Here is a 15,932-nt window from a genome sequence, read left to right as displayed (position 1 = left end):
AAGGACACGCGCCATGAGCGAGACTGCGCCCGTCGACACCCGACCCAATTCGCTCTCCGCCTGGCCGGACAAGGCCGGCCGTTTCGGCGATTTCGGTGGCCGTTTTGTCGCCGAAACCCTGATGCCGCTGATCCTCGAGCTGGAAACCGCCTATGAGGCGGCCAAGACCGATCCGGCCTTCACCGACAAGATGGATGAATTCCTGCGCGATTATGTCGGCAAGCCGAGCCCGATGTATTTTGCCGAGCGCCTGACCGAGGAATTCGGCGGCGCCCAGGTCTGGCTCAAGCGCGACGAGCTCAATCATACCGGCAGCCACAAGATCAATAACTGCCTCGGCCAGGTCCTGCTTGCCCTGCGTATGGGCAAGACCCGCATCATCGCCGAGACCGGCGCCGGCCAGCATGGTGTCGCCACCGCCACGGTCGCGGCCCGTTTCGGCCTGCCCTGCACCGTCTTCATGGGCGCCACCGATGTCGCGCGGCAATCACCCAATGTCTTCCGCATGAAACTGCTCGGCGCCGAAGTCGTTCCCGTCACCTCCGGCACCGGCACGCTGAAGGATGCGATGAATGAGGCGCTTCGCGACTGGGTCACCAATGTGCATGACACCTTCTACGTCATCGGCACCGTCGCCGGCCCGCACCCCTATCCGGCCATGGTGCGCGATTTCCAGTCGATCATCGGCCGCGAGGCGCGCGAGCAGATCCTGGAACGCACCGGACGCCTGCCCGATGCCTGCGTCGCCTGTATCGGCGGCGGCTCCAATGCGATGGGCCTGTTTCACCCCTTCATCGATGACGAGGATGTCCGCCTGATCGGGGTCGAAGCCGCCGGCCTGGGTCTGGATACCGACAAGCACGCCGCCAGCCTCAAGGGCGGGCGGCCCGGCATCCTGCACGGCAACCGCACCTATCTCCTGCAGGATGATGACGGCCAGATCATCGACGCCCACTCGATCTCCGCCGGACTGGATTATCCCGGCATCGGACCCGAACACGCCTTCTTGCACGACATGAAGCGTGCCGAATATGTCTCGGCCACCGATACAGAAGCGCTGGAAATGTTCCAGATCTGCTCCAAACTCGAAGGCATCATCCCGGCGCTGGAGCCGGCCCACGCCCTCGCCCGCGTCCGCGACCTGGCCAAGGAGCTGGGCCCGGACGGCATGATCCTGATGAATATGTGCGGCCGCGGCGACAAGGACGTGCCGCAGGTGGCGGAGATGCTGGGAGTTAAGCTGTGATTTTCGAGCTCGCCTCACTCACCGCTGCCCTCCTGGCGCCAGCTTCGGCAGAGACTCGCGTTTTTCCAGATTCTGTCGCGATGCCAGTCCCCGAAGGCGCCCGCCTGCAAACCGAGTGTGAGCTCTGGCCACCAGAGCGTGCCTCCTACAGCAACGCGCTGGGGTTTCGCTGCATCGAGATATTGTCCGACGAGGTTGCCGATCTCTCCGTCTTCACGGAACATCTGGACACGAGCGATTGGCGGGACACCTACACGCTTGGAAATTGGTATATCTGGGAACGCTCGCTTGCGGACGACGATAATTGTGAACGAGTCGGTTTCTCAGTCGCTGACCGCAGCGATCCAACTGTTATAGGCGCCGACGCTGTCCCACCCCCAGCCGTCATTATCATTGCCTATACGGCAGTCACCGAATGCGAAGCGCCATAATTCTAGATTACCAATGCCAACCGCTAGCTTGATTGTAACGACATTTGTAGTTACAATGCACCATGTTCGAATGGGATGAGGCGAAGAACGCGGCCAATATCGCCAAGCACCGGCTGAGTTTCCAGGAGGCCGTGCAGGCCTTTGATGGCCCGGTTTTCACCATTGTCGACGACAGGGTGGATTATGGCGAATTGCGCGAAATATCGATCGGTCAAATCGAGGACCGCGCCATCATTGCCATCGTTCACACCGACAGGCAGGGCCGCACGCGCCTCATCTCGGCGCGGCGGGCCAATAAGAAGGAAAGGGCGCTCTATCATGGCCATTATTCGCAAGAAACTCAGTGATCTCCACGTCTCCGAAGAGCGTGTCGCCGAGATCGCGAACATGCCTGACGAGGATATCGATTATTCCGATATCCCCGAGCTCGACGAGGCCTGGTTCGCCAAGGCAGAGCTGCGCATGCCGGTGACCAAGGAGCAAGTCACGCTCCGCCTTGACGTCGACATTCTCCGCTTCTTCAAGGCGCAGGGCAAAGGCTATCAGACCCGCATCAATTCGGTGCTGCGCGCCTATGTCGATGCGATGAAGAAGGGGGAGGCATGAAGCTTCAAGATATGAGACGTTGTCGCCCAACGCCCGCAGGAGCAGACCTCTGACATGAAGAACCGCCTCACCACCCGTTTCTCCGAGCTGGAAGCCTGGGGCCGCCCCGGCTTCGTCGCCTATATCATGGCCGGCGATGGCGACAGCGCCGGCCTGCTCGCGGCACTGCCCGATGCCGGTGCGGATGTGATCGAGCTCGGCATGCCGTTTACCGATCCGATGGCCGATGGCGCCTCGATCCAGGCCGCCGCCCTGCGCTCACTTGATGCCGGCATGACGCTGAAAGGCACCCTCGAGCAAGTCAGGGGCTTTCGAAAGCATAACCACACGACACCGATCGTCCTGATGGGTTATGCCAATCCGATCCATTCCATGGGCTGGGAAAAATTCGCCAAGGCCGCGGCGAAGGCCGGCGTCGACGGGCTGATCTGCGTTGACCTGCCGCCGGAGGAAGATGCTGTGCTGCGGCCGCATCTGGCCAGGCAGGGCATCTCGATGATCCGCCTCGCCACCCCGACGACGGACGACAAGCGGCTGGCAACAGTGGTCGAAAACACCTCGGGCTTCGTTTATTACGTCTCCACCACGGGCGTGACCGGCTCCGGCTCCGGCGCCGTCACCGAGGTTGGCGATGCGGTCGCGCGCGTGAAAGCGGCAAGCGGCCTGCCGGTCGTGGTCGGCTTTGGCGTTCGCACGCCGGAACAGGCCAAGGCGATCGCGCAATGCGCCGATGCGGTCGTGGTTGGCTCGGCCATCGTCGATGCGATGCATGATGGCGGTGTTGCGGGCGCGGTGAAATTGGTGAAAACCTTGTCGAGCGCCACACACGGCGTCAAACGATGAGATACGGGCAATGAGGGATCGGGACTCGGAAATGAACTGGCTGTCCAAGATCACCCCTCCGGGGATGTCGAAAATATTCTCCAAGCGGGATACGCCCGACAATCTCTGGGTCAAATGCCCGGTCTCCGGCGAGATGGTGTTCCAGAAGGACCTGGAAGCCGGTCAATTCGTCACGCCGGCCGGTCATCACATGCGGATCGGGCCGGCCTGGCGCTTCCAGTTCACCTTTGACGACACCTATGAAGAGCTCGACACGCCGGAAGTCCCCAAGGACCCGCTGAAATTCCGCGACGAGAAAACCTATGTCTCCAAGATCGCGACAGCCCGCAAGAAGACCGGGCGCGACGATGCGATGGCGATTGCCGTTGGCCGTATTGGCGGCGTTGAATCCGTCGTGCTGGTGCAGAATTTCGCCTTCATGGGCGGCTCGCTCGGCATGGCCGCTGGCGAGAGCTTCATCAAGGCAGCCGAAACCGCAGTCGCCAAGCGCGCGCCGCTGATCGTCTTCACCGCCGCCGGTGGCGCCCGTATGCAGGAAGGCGCCCTGTCGCTAATGCAGATGCCGCGCACCACGATTGCCGTCGAGATGATGCGCGATGCCGGCCTGCCCTATATCGTCGTGCTGACCGATCCCACGACGGGCGGCGTCACCGCCTCCTATGCCATGCTCGGCGATGTCCAGATTGCCGAACCGGGCGCGCTGATCGGCTTCGCCGGCCCGCGCGTGATCGAGCAGACCATCCGCGAGAAACTGCCCGAGGGCTTCCAGCGTGCCGAATATCTGCTGGAAAAGGGCATGATCGACCAGGTCGTGCATCGCCATGAAATCCCGGCCACCCTGGCGCGCATGCTGCGCGTTCTGATGAAGCGGCCCAGCGCTTCCAGCCCCGGCCGCCTGGCACCGCCCTCGCCCGATCATGTGGCGGCGGACGGAGGAGCGCATGAGCGCCCGACGCCAGGCCGTTGACGACGCGCTGACGCGGCTTTCCCGGCTGCATCCCAGAAAGATCGACCTGTCGCTGGGCCGGCTGCAGCGCCTGCTCGCAGCGCTGGGTAATCCCCAGAACCAGCTGCCGCCGACGATCCATGTCGCCGGCACCAATGGCAAAGGCTCGACCTGTGCTTTCCTGGCCCATATGGCGCGGTCCAACGGCCAGAAAGTGCATGTCTACACCTCGCCGCATCTGGTCGATTTCAATGAGCGCATCCAGATCGACAGCCAGCCGGTCGGCGACCAGACGCTGATCGAGGCCTTCGCGCGCTGCGAGGCGGCGAATTTCGGCGAGCCGATCACCTTCTTTGAAATCACCACGGCGGCGGCCTTCCTGCTGTTCAGCGAACACCCGGCCGATCTGCTGATCCTCGAAGTGGGGCTGGGCGGCCGCTTCGACGCCACCAATGTGATCGCAAACCCCATCCTGTGCGTCATCACTGCCATCGGTCTGGATCACCAGGAATTCCTCGGCGACACGATCGAGATGATCGCCCACGAAAAGGCCGGCATCTGCAAATTCGGCGTCCCGACCATTATCGGCCGTCAACAGAGCCCGGAGGCCGAGGCTGCCCTGCTCAAGGAAGCCCACCGCGTCGGCGCCCTGACCTATGTCTGGGGCCAGGATTACCGGGCCTATCAGCAACATGGCCGCCTGACCTATGAAGATGAGAGCCGCGTCTGGGATCTGCCCAGCCCGGGCCTGATCGGGCCGCATCAGATCGACAATGCCGGCGCCGCTGCCGCCTGTGCCGCGGTGCTGCAATGGCCGGAAAAATGTGTCGCTGACGGTATCGCCCACGCCACCTGGCCGGCGCGGCTGCAAAACATCACCCGCGGCCCGCTCGGCGAGATCGCCCGCGACCATAAGGCCGAACTCTGGCTCGATGGCGGCCACAACCCGGCCGCAGCCGCCGCGCTGTCACACGCGCTCGCCGATATGGATGAGCGCGAAGACCGCCCGCTGGTGATCATTGCCGGCTTCTCGCCCAACAAGGATGTCGAGGGCTGGTGCTCGCAATTTGCCGGCCTCGCGCGGCGGCTGATTGCGGTCGAATTCAGTTCCGGGCGTGGCGGGTCGCAAACAGCCGAAGCCGTTGCTGCCGCCTCCAATACCGCCGGCCTCAGGGCGGAGACCGCCACCGGATTGCTGCAGGCGGTGAAGAATGCCGCGAAGGAATTGCCGGCACCGCGCATCCTGATCGGAGGCTCGCTCTATCTTGCCGGCGAGGCACTGGCGCTCGGCGGTTCACCGCCGCACCAGACACCGGGCTGACCGTTCACGCGAGCGTGAAGACCTGGCCTGCATCCAACCTGTCCTGCCGGAACATCATGGGATCACAGACAACCCGTTCATCGACAGGAATCCACAATGCGCAATACCCTCCATCTGGCCACATCGATCTTCGCCCTTGCCCTGCTCGCGCCGGCCAGCAGCCTCGCCCAGGAGGCATCGGCCCATACCGACTTCACCGAGCTGGCTGACGCCATCAACGCAACCATGCTCGCTCATCACTACAACCCGGCAGAGCTCGAAGGACCGGCTTATGCTGCCGTCGAGCAAGCTGTTTCCGCCCTCGCCTTGACCGCCACATCCGACCAGGAATTCCTCTCGGGCTTCCGGACCATCTGGCGCTCGGGGCCCTTCTCCCACGTCGTGCTGCGGCAGAGCAATCAGACCGCCGCCGAGATGGGCGCCGGTTTCGACAGCATGCGCATTGGCGGCGGCGGTGCCGTGCTGAGCTGGGACGACGAGATCGCCGTGCTGACGGTCAATACGATGATGGGCGAGGACACGATCGAGGAGATCGATGCGGCCTTTGACGAGATCGCCCGCCATGATACCGCCGCCCTGATTGTCGACCTGCGAGAAAATGGCGGCGGGGCCTTTGCCGTGCGACCGCTGGTGGCCCACATCATCGACACGCCGCTCGATGCCGGAGCCTTCATCTCCCAGCCGTGGAATGCGACCATGGATCACGCGCCCGGCCCCGATGACATCGCCGGCCTTGAGCCCTGGGAGGGCTGGTCGGTCCTCTCCTTCTGGGCCGACGTCCAGGCAAACCTGGTCACGCGGATCACCTTCCAGCCGGTCGAGCCCGGCTTTGACGGTCCGGTCTATGTGCTGACCAGCCATGAGACCGCCAGCGCGGCCGAGATGGCGTCCGATGCGCTCAAGGCCTCAGGCCGGGCGACACTGATCGGGGAGACGACGGCCGGTGAGATGCTGTCGCAGACATTGTACGACCTGCCGGGCGGCTATCAGCTCGCCCTGCCGATTGCCGATTACTACTCGATGACCAATGGCCGCATTGAAGGCCATGGCGTGGTGCCGGATATCGCCATCGAGGCGGCTGCGGCAATGGACACCGCGCTGACGCTCGCGCGCCAGTAGGCATCCCGCACAAGCCAGCGCAGAAAAAAGCGGGCCGCCCTGACAAGGGCAGCCCGCTTTTCACATTTCGTCAGGCAGAACGGATCAGGCCGAAAGTGTCTCGCGGACCCATTCGGTGATCTTGCCCTTGGCCATCGCGCCAATCTTGGTCGAGGCCACCTGGCCACCCTTGAAAATCATCAGGGTCGGGATGCCGCGGACGCCGTACTTGCCGGGCGTCATCGGGTGATCGTCGATATTCACCTTGGCGACGGTGAGTTCGCCGGCCATTTCCTCGGCCAATTCTTCAAGTGCGGGTGCAATCTGCTTGCACGGACCGCACCACTCGGCCCAGAAATCGACAAGCACGGGACGATCCGCATTGAGGACATCAGACTCGAAGGAATCATCGCTGACCGCTTTCGTCGCCATGGGCTACTCCTTTGTTCGGGACGAGTCCGGTTGTTCCGAACTCATTGGATGAGGCGTGAGGTAAGCAGCGCCGGGTCAATCGTCAAGAGTTTGCACCTGACAGGGCCTCATCCATCAACTCTGGCGGCAGCTCCATCAGCCGCGCTGCATCCGTCCACAACAGGGCGCAACGCACCGACTTGCCCGGATGCAGGCTGCGCAGCAGCGCCCGGTAGGCGGCCATCTGGCCGAGATAGACCCGCGCAACGCCGCTGACATCAGCGGGCGGGGGCCGGTTGGTCTTGTAGTCGACAATCAGGACTTCCTGGTCGGTCACCACCAGCCGGTCGACCTGGCCACGCACCTTGGTGCCGGGCGGCAGGCCCGGCGCGGTGCCCGTCAGCGCCACCTCGGCGCGGCTGCCCGGACCGAACAGGTCGGCAAAATCGGGATGGGCGAGAATGCCGAGGGTTTCCTCGACAATGATGCGGCGCGCGTCAGCGTCGAGATCAGGCTGGGCCGCCACAAAGCGCGTCGCCGCATCGCGACGGCGACCGGGCTCGAGATCGGGCAGGGTCTCGAGCAGTTTGTGGATCACCTCGCCGCGGCGGAACCGGTGCCCGCCCGGATCCAGCAGGGGCGAGACCACGGCTTCGGCCGTTTCATCGCCGGCCAGCAGGCGTGACGGCGCGATGGCACGCAGCGCGCCCGCCTCGGCCACCGCCGGTTCGATCGCCCAGCCCGGCACGGCTGCGGCGCCACCGGCGCCACGATCATGGGGGCCAAGCGCCAGCGGCGCCTCGCCCAGCCGCAAGCCGGGCCCGATATCCTCAACACGGGCCGTCAGCGGCGTGTCAAACTCCGCCCAGTCCGCACCCGACCACTGCGCCGCCAGCTGCGTGTACCAGCTGTCCTTGGCGACGCTGCCGGACGGGCCATTGCCCTGGCGCCAGCCACAAACGATCAGCCGGTCACGCGCCCGCGTCAGCGCGACATAAAGCAGACGGCCATGCTCGGCCTGGACCTTGGCGGCCGCGTGCTCGCGAATCTCGGCGACCACTGGCGGGTCCTCGGCCTTGCGCTGCGACCAGATCAGGCCCGCCTCGGGATGGCTGAAGATAGGTTCGCCCTTGCCCGTGGCCGGCGAACGCGTCGTGTCGGGCAGGATGATGACCGGCCGCTCAAGCCCCTTGGAGGCGTGAACCGTCATCACCTGGACCTCGTCGCGGTCGGCGCTCATCTCGCGCTTGAGCTGGGTCTCCTCGCCCTGCAGTGACGCGATGAAGCTCGCCATGGCGCCGCCCTGCTCGCGCTCATGCTCGAGCGCCCGGCCGAGGAAGACTTCCGCCGGATCGCGCGCCTCCTCGCCCAGCCGCGCCAGAACCCGCGCCCAGCGGCTTTCACCGGTCGGGGTGCGCTCATTGAGGAAGCCGGAATAGACGTCGTACAACCCCTCGCTATCGGCCTTGTTCCGCCAGCGCGTCAGCGCCGCCTTCGCTTCGGCAAAGCGCGGATCGGTCGAGGTGAAGAGCGCATTCCACAAGGCGCCGCGATTGCTGTTGCGTCGGCTGGCAGCGAGATCGAACAGGGCGGCATCGTCAATCGGCGGCACGGTGCTGCTTGCCGGATCGAAAAAGGGCGATTTGAGCAATTCGGCCAGCGCGAGATCATCGCCCGGCGTGATCGCCAGCCGCCCCAGCGCCAGCAGATCCTTCACCACAGTCTGCTCGCGCAGCACCATGCGGTCAGCGCCGGCGACGGGAACCCCGGCCAGTTTGAGCTGACGGATCACTTCCTCGAAAAACCCGCCGGTACGGCGCCAGACCAGGATGGCGATATCCTTCGGCTGCACCGGGCGCCGCTCGAAACCTCCGTCCGTCTCCTGCCATACCGCATCGCCGCGATCGAGCATGGCGCGGATCTCTGTGGCAATCGTCTGGGCTAGGATATCGCGCGCCGAGCCACGGCCGGGCGCATCGACCGGATCGAAGATCGAGGTCTCTTCGACCGCCTCCGGCTTGGGCACCGCCGGCCAGAACTCGACACAGCCCGGCGTGCCCGAGCGCGCCGCCTTGTGATTGTGGTAGAAAGCGAAGGGCCGGGCCGGATCGGTATTGACGAATTTGGTCTCCGGCGCGCTGGCCGCAATCGGTGCGAAGGCGAGATCCACTGCGTGCAGGATTTCCGGTGCCGAGCGGAAGCTGACATCCAGCCCCGGCCGTTCAAATTTCAGGTCCACCGCTTCAGCCCGCTCACCCAGCGCATCACCCTCGGCGATAAAGCGGGCCGGCTCGGCGCCCTGGAAGGAATAGATCGACTGTTTTTCGTCGCCGACCACGAACAGGGTGCGCCTGTCCTCATTGGCGCCCTTGCCGGCGAAGAATTCGGCCGTCAGCGAGGCGATCATGTCCCATTGCCGCGGCGCCGTGTCCTGGGCCTCATCGACCAGCGCATGCGCCAGCCGGCCGTCGAGCTTGTAGCCGACCCAGCCGGAAAAGGCGTTGGCAGGGCTCAGGAGCTGACCCGAAAGCACCACCAGATCATCGAAATCGAGCGCCCGCTGGCGCAGCATCTCAGCGTCATAGGCCTCGAGGAAGAGGGTTGCGACGCGTAAGCCTGCCGCGCTGGCCTCGGCGACCCGGGCCGCGCGGACGCGGTCACGGGCCAGCTCGAACCGCTCCGCTTCGGCCTCAAGCATGGGCTTGAGGCTCGGTGCTGCCTTGTCGCAATCCTTGGTGATCAGCGATTTGGCCCGGCTGCCTTCGCCATTGGTGATGAAATAGGCCGGCAGACAGGCATCGAAGGCGAGATCGGGCGAGGGCGCGTTCAGCGCAGCCTCGAGCGCGGCCGCCCGGGTGTGATCGGTCTTGCTGCCATAATTGCGCAGCGCGATCACCGCCTCGGCGAGATGCGCATGCGGGGCCTCGGCCCAGGTCTGCGCCTTGAGCGCCGCCGATTTGGCGCCCGCCGGCAGATCGAACAGATCATACAGCCGGTTCACAAGCTGAGCGGCGTCACCGGCCAGGACCAGGGCGTCGCCGAGCTTGTGACGGTTGAAACGGGTCCAGCGCAGGATATTGCCCAGCGCGTCGGGGCCACCGGCCTGCAGCAGCGTATCGACCGTGTCCCGGTCCAGTCGCTGCAGCGTGCGCCGCCGTGCCGCTTCAACCACCTTCGCGGCCTCGGCATCGTCCAGCGTCTTGAAGCCCGGCGGTGCGCCGGCCTCGAGCGGGAAGCGCCGCAGCAGGTTTTCGCAAAAGGCGTGGATCGTCTGGATCTTGAGCCCGCCCGGCGTTTCCAGTGCCAGGGCAAACAGCTTGCGCGCCGTCGCGAGGAAACCGGGATCGCGCCGGTCATGGCCAAGCTTGGCCAGCTCATCGCCGAGCTTTGCGTCCGGCAGCACCGACCACTGACCGAGCCGTTCGAACAGGCGTCCCTTCATCTCGGCAGCGGCCGCCTTGGTATAGGTCACGCACAGGATGCGGTCCGGCCGGGTCTCGTCGAGCAGGAGATTGATCACGCGATTGACGAGAACGCGGGTCTTGCCCGAGCCGGCGTTGGCCTCAACGAAAACGCTGGCGGCAGGATCGGCCGCGCGGTCCTGTTCGGCGGTGGCACTCTTGATGATGACTGGATCGAAGCCGGGCTCGCTCATGTCTCGCCGCCCCCCTCATCGCTGCCACCGGGCGCACTGGCCCATTCGCCGCGCCGGGCGAGGTGATCGTAATCGCCATAATCATTGACGTATTTCGCGCGCGGCTGCGAGAGATAGGGTTCCGTTTCGGTATCGAAACGAGTGATCCACTCGCGCAATTCGGCGATGGCCTGGTCAGCCATCTCGGCCGCGGACGGGGTCGCCTTGGTGCTGTCGATACGGGTTTCCACGCCGCCCACGGCATTGCCGGGAAGGCGCACATAATACAGCCCGGCCGGGTCTCCGGCGAAGTCCGGGAACACGCCGGCCTCGCGCGCCATCGCGGCGGTGAGCGGCAATTGCGGATCGAAACCGGCCGCCACTTCCTTCGCTGAAGCCGCATTTCCGGTCTTGTAATCGATGATGTCGATGCGACCGTCGGCCTGGCGATCAAACCGATCGGAACGGCCCGTCAGCACCCAGTCACCACCGGGCACATCCAGCGTCATATGGCCCTTGATCTCCAGCTCGGCGATGGTGATGCCGGCAGCCCGGCGCTCCCGCTCCCAGCCCACCAGCCAGCGCGCGGCGCGGGCGAAGCGTGGCAGCTCGACCACCAGCTCCTCAGGTGCAAAACCGGCCATCACCAGGTGCCGCCGCGAAACCTCGATCAATTGCGTTTCCGCGTCCTCGGGCAGCACGTCCTTCCAGGCCATGAAGGCCTCATGCAGCGCATTGTGGAGCGCCGTGCCGCGTTCACGCGCGCCGATCGGCATATCGGCCGGGTCGAGCCGGTCAATGCCGAGAATGCGGCGGGCATAGATCGAATAGGGATCGCGCACCCAGGTGCGGATTTCGGTGATCGACAGGCCGCGTGGCCGCGCCGAGACCGGTGGACGTGGCGCCGGTTTCGGCGCCGGTTTCGGCGCGCAGCCCTGCGCGTTGAGGTCACGGGCGATGGCGGAATAATCAACAGACGGGCGCAGCGCCGCACTGGCGGCCTCGCGTCCCATCGCCCCTTCCACCAGGGTTTTCAGGCGCCAGACCCAGCGCGAGGCCACGGTCGGCGCGCCATCGGCCTTGGTCGCACGGGTCAAGAACACCTCGGCCCCGGCTGCCAGCTGGGCGAAATCATGCGCCGCCAGACCATGCCGGCGTTCCGGTGCGCCCAGTTTCAGGGCCTTGCGCATGCCGGCCGAGAGCCAGGGATCAACCCCGAGGCCCGCAGGCCAGACGCCTTCATTGAGGCCAGCCAGCACAATCCGGTCGGCCCCGATCAAGCGCGCCTCGAGCGGGCCGAGCACCTGCAGGCGCGGATGCACGCCGAGACGCGGCGGTACCCGGCGCGCCCGTACCAGCTCGCGAAAGGCGCCGGCATAATCAAACAGGCGCATCGGCGGCAGGCTCTCGGTCTCGCCGAGCAATTCGCGCAACACCCCAGCCGCCGCCTCACCGCCCTCGCCGGACCAGAGCCGCACAGCGCCGTCGCGGTCGGATGTGGCGGCCAGCGCCTCGGCGGCGCGGGCATGGCGCTCGGCCCAGACAGCGGCGGGCAGAACCTCCTCGCCTCCGAGCGGCGGCATCGCCGCGTCCATCTGCGTCAGGATCGTTTCAATCGCGGCGCGGTCGTCATCAAACAGCTGCACGTATTTGCCATCGAGGCGCGCGCGTACCGAGGCCAGGTCCCGTCCCGGCCGCACACCGCGCAGGGCCTCGGCCTCGAATTTCCCCAGCACGCCATGCACCAGGCCGCGTTCCAGCCCCGCGGCAAACAGCGGCGAGCCCCACAAGGCCGACAGCGCCACGACACTGCCCGGGTCCTCGGCGACATCGAGCAGTCGCAGCAGGAAGGCCCCGGCATGGGTTTCCGACAGCGCCGCACCACCGGAATCGTCCAGCCGGACCCCGAACTTCTCCATCTCGGCCGCAACCCGGCGCGCCAGACCACGATCCGGGGTGACCAGGATGGCGGTCTTGTCCGGGGTCTCGAGCGTCTCGCGCAGCAGCAGGGCGCAGATGCGCGCCTCGGCCAGCAGATCGGGCGCCTCGACCAGGGAGAGGCCATCAAGGCCGCGGGCGAAGAAATCCGCGCCAAACTCCTCGGCCAGACGCTCGACCCGGCCCAGCCAGCCATCGGTGACTTCCGCCGGGCGCAGCGATTCCGCGATCACGCGCCGCCGCGCCCGCGCCGGCGCTTTCTCGGCGGAACCGGGCCATTGTTGCACCTCGCGCCGCTCAACGCCCAGCGTGTCGACAAAGTCGCGCATCGCCCATTGCGGGTGGGCGTCATCGATCTTGTCCCAGGCGGCATCATCGGCATCCCAGTCGAAGCCGGGCAACACAACCGCGCCCTGTTCTAGCATCGCAACGCAGCGCATCACGTCACGCGCCGCCGGGATCGAGCCGGTCGAGCCGACCACCAGAACCGGATGCGCCGGCGGCTGCGTCTGCCAGCGTTCGACCAGGGCGCCAAGCACGATGGAGCGGCGCGCGGCACTGTCGACCAGGCCGAGCTCCTCCAGCCGCATCGGCCAGATCGTGCCAACGATATTGAGGAATTCCACCGCCTCGCGCCGGTCGGCCGGCAAATGTTCCTGCAGCGCCTCATCAAGGACGGAGAAATCCTTCACGTCCTCGGTCGCCAGATCATCAAGCAGGGCCCCGAGCGGTTCGGCCAGGGCAAGGGCGCCGCCAATGCCGATCTCGCGACCCAGCGCCTCTTCTTTGGCCAGGATCAATCGCGCCAGCTCGAAACGGCGGCGTGAGGCGGACACGGCTGGCGGAGCGATACCGGCCAGCTCGCCCGGCTCGAAGGGCGGGTCGTCGACATCGATATCGCCGAGCGGCCGGATCATCGGCAAGAGCGCGACACCATTGCCGGCCTCTGCGGAGAAGGCATCGCCCAGCGCCTTGGCGGCACGCCGCGTCGGGGTCAGGATCAGCACCCGCGTCAGTGCGTCGGGATGGGTATCAACATTGAATTGCAGCCGCAGGCGGCGGGCAATGGAGCGCAGGAAGTCCGCCTGGGGCGGCAGGGTGAAGAGGCGCGGGGCCGGCGTATCGAACAGGCTCTCGCTCAACGCGCCAGCCGCGCCTCGGCGGCTTTTACCGCCTGCGGATCGCCAACATGCATCCAGAAACTCTGCATCGGCAGACCATAAACGCGGCCCTTCGGCACCAGATCGCGCCAGACCTCGGTCATCGAGAAACGTGCCGCCGGCCGGCCGGCCATGATGGACGGCTTCATGATCTGCACCCCGGCATAGGCGAAGGGCGCACGCGCCGCCTCGCCGCGCCAGGCGATGCGGCCATCCTCACCCAGGAAGAAGTCGCCGGCACCGTCAAAGCCCAGTGTCGCCGCCATCGGCGCGAGCAACAGTAAAACGTCCATGCGGTCACCATCCCAGGCCGCGCGCATGCGATCGAGCTCGGCCTCGGCGCCATCGACCCAGATGGCATCGATATTGGAGATGAAGACCGGGTCCTCGCCCAGCAGGGGCAGGGCCTTGACCACACCGCCGCCGGTTTCCAGCACCTCGGCGCGTTCATCGGACACCGTCAGCGCCGTAGCGCGCGGATGCGCCTCGATATGCGCCTGCATCGCGTCGGCGAAGTGATGCACATTGATGATGGTCCGCGTGACTCCGGCGGCCTGGAAACGGTCGAGGGCCCAGTCGAGCAGGGCCTTGCCACCAACCTCGACCAATGCCTTGGGACGGTCATTGGTGAGCGGGCGCATCCGGGTGCCAAGCCCGGCCGCAAGCGCCATGCCGGTGTCGATCCGGATCATTTGTGCGCTTCCGCGAAAACGCACGGCGTATGGGTCTTGGTCCACATCAACAGCGGCAGCAGGGCCGGATGCTGCAGGTTGCCGACATAATGCCGGGCAACGCGTGGCAGGAGATCGAGATAGCGCTGCTTGCCATCGCGCAGGGCGAGACGGACGAAAATGCCGAGGATCTTGGCATTGCGCTGGGCGCCGAGCACGGCGTAGGCGGCATCGAATCCGGCGGCGTCGCCAAGCCCGGCCTTCTCGACAAAACGCGCCTTCAGGGGCACCGCCAGATTACGGTCAACGCTGCGCCGGGCGTCCTCGATCAGGGAGACCAGATCATAGGCCGGATGCCCCATCAGGGCGTCCTGGAAATCAAGCAGGCCAACGCGGGCAGGCCCTTCGCGCCCGGGCAAATAGATCAGGTTCTCGGCGTGAAAGTCGCGCAGCACCAGGCCAGGCGCGCAAGAGTCGAGCCGTTGAAAGGCGCGGCTCCAGATCGACGACCATTCGGCGCGGGCGGCAGCATCGATTTCCAGCCCGGCATGGCGGGCCACATACCAGTCCAGAAACAGCTCGATCTCGGCACCCAGCGCGACCTCGTCATAGGACAGGATTGGCCAGCTCTGATTGTCGAACCCGACCCGGTCGGGGAAGGAGGCGCGATAGAGCGCCGCGAGGGCATCGACCGCCTCGGCATAGAGCCGTCCCTCATGCATCTGTCCCGGCACGAGGCGGGCAAACAGGGCATCCCCGAGGTCCTCGAGCAGGAGGAAACCCTGACCGGTATCGCTCGCCAGAATGCGCGGCGCGGAGAAGCCGCGCTCGACCAGCGCCGTGGCCAGTCCCGCGAAGGCGATCGGATTGGAGCCGGCCAACCGGGCCTGGGCATTATAGCCGAGCGCCGCCCGCTCCTGCGCCGTCGCGTTTTCCGGACAGGTCGGGGCCTCGGCCCGCAGGGGCGCGTCCATCAGCATCGCCTGCTGATCCGGACCTGACAGGCGGAAATAGCGCCGCGTCGAGGCGTCGCCCGGCAAGGCCATGACTTCGGCATCGCCCCATCCGGCCTTGTCCAGAAAGCGTGCTCGCGCAGCGTCGCGATCAGATTGCGTCAACTCGGCTCTCCCAGTTTCCGAACCCTGTTATCCGGGCTTCGCGGACAGTCTCCACGCCTGTGCCCGCCATGGCTATGGAAATTTCCAGCCGGTCAGCGGGCATGGCGGCGCCCAGGCGCTCCGGCCATTCAATCAGCGTGATGGCCTCGTCGAAGGCATCCTCAAGCCCGAGCTGTTCCAGCTCGCCGGGCTCATCGATTCGGTAGAGATCGACATGCCAGAGCGGAACCGAATCCGCCGTCTCGTACACCTGCACGATGGTGTAGGTGGGGCTGGGCGCATCATCAATGCCGCACAGATCGGCGATGACCTGGCGCGCCAGGGTGGTCTTGCCCGCACCCAGATCACCAGCCAGGCACACGACATCGCCCGCCCGCAAGGCCGCCGCGAGGCGATGTCCCAGCGCCGCGGTCGCGGCGATATCGGACAGGATGAGTGGTGGCGATTGGCTCATGCTTCGCGCATAACGAAGCCGGGCGGCGACGGCAAGCGGTGAGGCGCAATCTTGA

14 protein-coding genes are annotated in these 15,932 nt (G+C 65.9%); 8 read left to right on the top strand and 6 right to left on the bottom strand.

Annotated elements, in window-relative coordinates:
• Positions 1–13: 13 nt before the first annotated feature.
• From trpB to ACN0YL_RS06050, 8 genes are all read left to right on the top strand, one after another.
• Positions 14–1,246: a tryptophan synthase subunit beta gene (trpB, locus tag ACN0YL_RS06085; protein ID WP_417490395.1), complete on the top strand. Its 1,233-nt coding sequence runs from the start codon at positions 14–16 to the stop codon at positions 1,244–1,246.
• On the top strand, positions 1,243–1,677 hold the full coding sequence (locus ACN0YL_RS06080) for a hypothetical protein (RefSeq protein ID WP_417497355.1): 435 nt from the start codon (positions 1,243–1,245) through the stop codon (positions 1,675–1,677). The genes trpB and ACN0YL_RS06080 overlap by 4 nt, the downstream gene beginning before the upstream one ends.
• A 62-nt stretch (positions 1,678–1,739) precedes the next feature.
• Positions 1,740–2,024 (top strand): BrnT family toxin, encoded by a 285-nt coding sequence (locus ACN0YL_RS06075; protein ID WP_417497354.1) that lies wholly within the window; start codon positions 1,740–1,742, stop codon positions 2,022–2,024.
• 40 nt (positions 2,025–2,064) lie between these two features.
• On the top strand, positions 2,065–2,283 hold the full coding sequence (locus ACN0YL_RS06070) for a BrnA antitoxin family protein (RefSeq protein ID WP_417497457.1): 219 nt from the start codon (positions 2,065–2,067) through the stop codon (positions 2,281–2,283).
• Between the two features lie 54 nt (positions 2,284–2,337).
• On the top strand, positions 2,338–3,126 hold the full coding sequence (gene trpA / locus ACN0YL_RS06065; protein ID WP_417497353.1) for a tryptophan synthase subunit alpha: 789 nt from the start codon (positions 2,338–2,340) through the stop codon (positions 3,124–3,126).
• Between the two features lie 31 nt (positions 3,127–3,157).
• Positions 3,158–4,093: an acetyl-CoA carboxylase, carboxyltransferase subunit beta gene (gene accD, locus ACN0YL_RS06060; RefSeq protein WP_417497352.1), complete on the top strand. Its 936-nt coding sequence runs from the start codon at positions 3,158–3,160 to the stop codon at positions 4,091–4,093.
• Positions 4,068–5,393 carry a bifunctional folylpolyglutamate synthase/dihydrofolate synthase gene (locus ACN0YL_RS06055; protein ID WP_417497351.1) on the top strand — a complete coding sequence of 442 codons (1,326 nt, stop codon included), beginning with the start codon at positions 4,068–4,070 and terminating at the stop codon, positions 5,391–5,393. The genes accD and ACN0YL_RS06055 overlap by 26 nt, the downstream gene beginning before the upstream one ends.
• A 96-nt stretch (positions 5,394–5,489) precedes the next feature.
• Entirely contained in the window at positions 5,490–6,512 is a 1,023-nt protein-coding gene (locus tag ACN0YL_RS06050; RefSeq protein ID WP_417497350.1) for a S41 family peptidase, read from the top strand.
• Between the two features lie 84 nt (positions 6,513–6,596).
• Here the strand turns inward: ACN0YL_RS06050 and trxA are convergent, their stop codons facing one another.
• The 6 genes from trxA to tsaE all read right to left on the bottom strand — a co-directional run bounded on the left by trxA (position 6,597) and on the right by tsaE (position 15,877).
• Positions 6,597–6,923 carry a thioredoxin TrxA gene (gene trxA / locus ACN0YL_RS06045; RefSeq protein WP_417467730.1) on the bottom strand — a complete coding sequence of 109 codons (327 nt, stop codon included), beginning with the start codon at positions 6,921–6,923 and terminating at the stop codon, positions 6,597–6,599.
• 82 nt (positions 6,924–7,005) lie between these two features.
• Positions 7,006–10,557: a double-strand break repair helicase AddA gene (addA, locus tag ACN0YL_RS06040; RefSeq protein ID WP_417497349.1), complete on the bottom strand. Its 3,552-nt coding sequence runs from the start codon at positions 10,555–10,557 to the stop codon at positions 7,006–7,008.
• Positions 10,554–13,616, bottom strand: a complete 3,063-nt coding sequence (gene addB, locus ACN0YL_RS06035; protein ID WP_417497348.1) for a double-strand break repair protein AddB — start codon at positions 13,614–13,616, stop codon at positions 10,554–10,556. The genes addA and addB overlap by 4 nt, the downstream gene beginning before the upstream one ends.
• The gene (locus tag ACN0YL_RS06030) at positions 13,613–14,326 is read right to left on the bottom strand and encodes a nucleotidyltransferase family protein (protein WP_417497347.1); all 714 of its coding nucleotides are present in this window, start codon (positions 14,324–14,326) and stop codon (positions 13,613–13,615) included. Before ACN0YL_RS06030 ends, addB begins: the two co-directional genes overlap by 4 nt.
• Complete coding sequence (locus tag ACN0YL_RS06025) at positions 14,323–15,423, bottom strand: aminoglycoside phosphotransferase family protein (RefSeq protein WP_417497346.1); 1,101 nt, start codon at positions 15,421–15,423, stop codon at positions 14,323–14,325. Before ACN0YL_RS06025 ends, ACN0YL_RS06030 begins: the two co-directional genes overlap by 4 nt.
• Positions 15,410–15,877, bottom strand: a complete 468-nt coding sequence (tsaE, locus tag ACN0YL_RS06020; protein WP_417497345.1) for a tRNA (adenosine(37)-N6)-threonylcarbamoyltransferase complex ATPase subunit type 1 TsaE — start codon at positions 15,875–15,877, stop codon at positions 15,410–15,412. The genes ACN0YL_RS06025 and tsaE overlap by 14 nt, the downstream gene beginning before the upstream one ends.
• Between the last annotated feature and the right edge of the window lie 55 nt (positions 15,878–15,932).

Origin of the sequence: Maricaulis sp., assembly GCF_048269565.1 — a bacterium.
Classification (GTDB): domain Bacteria; phylum Pseudomonadota; class Alphaproteobacteria; order Caulobacterales; family Maricaulaceae; genus Maricaulis.
Note: the sequence above shows the minus strand (reverse complement) of the source record. Positions and strands in the feature narration are given on the sequence as shown.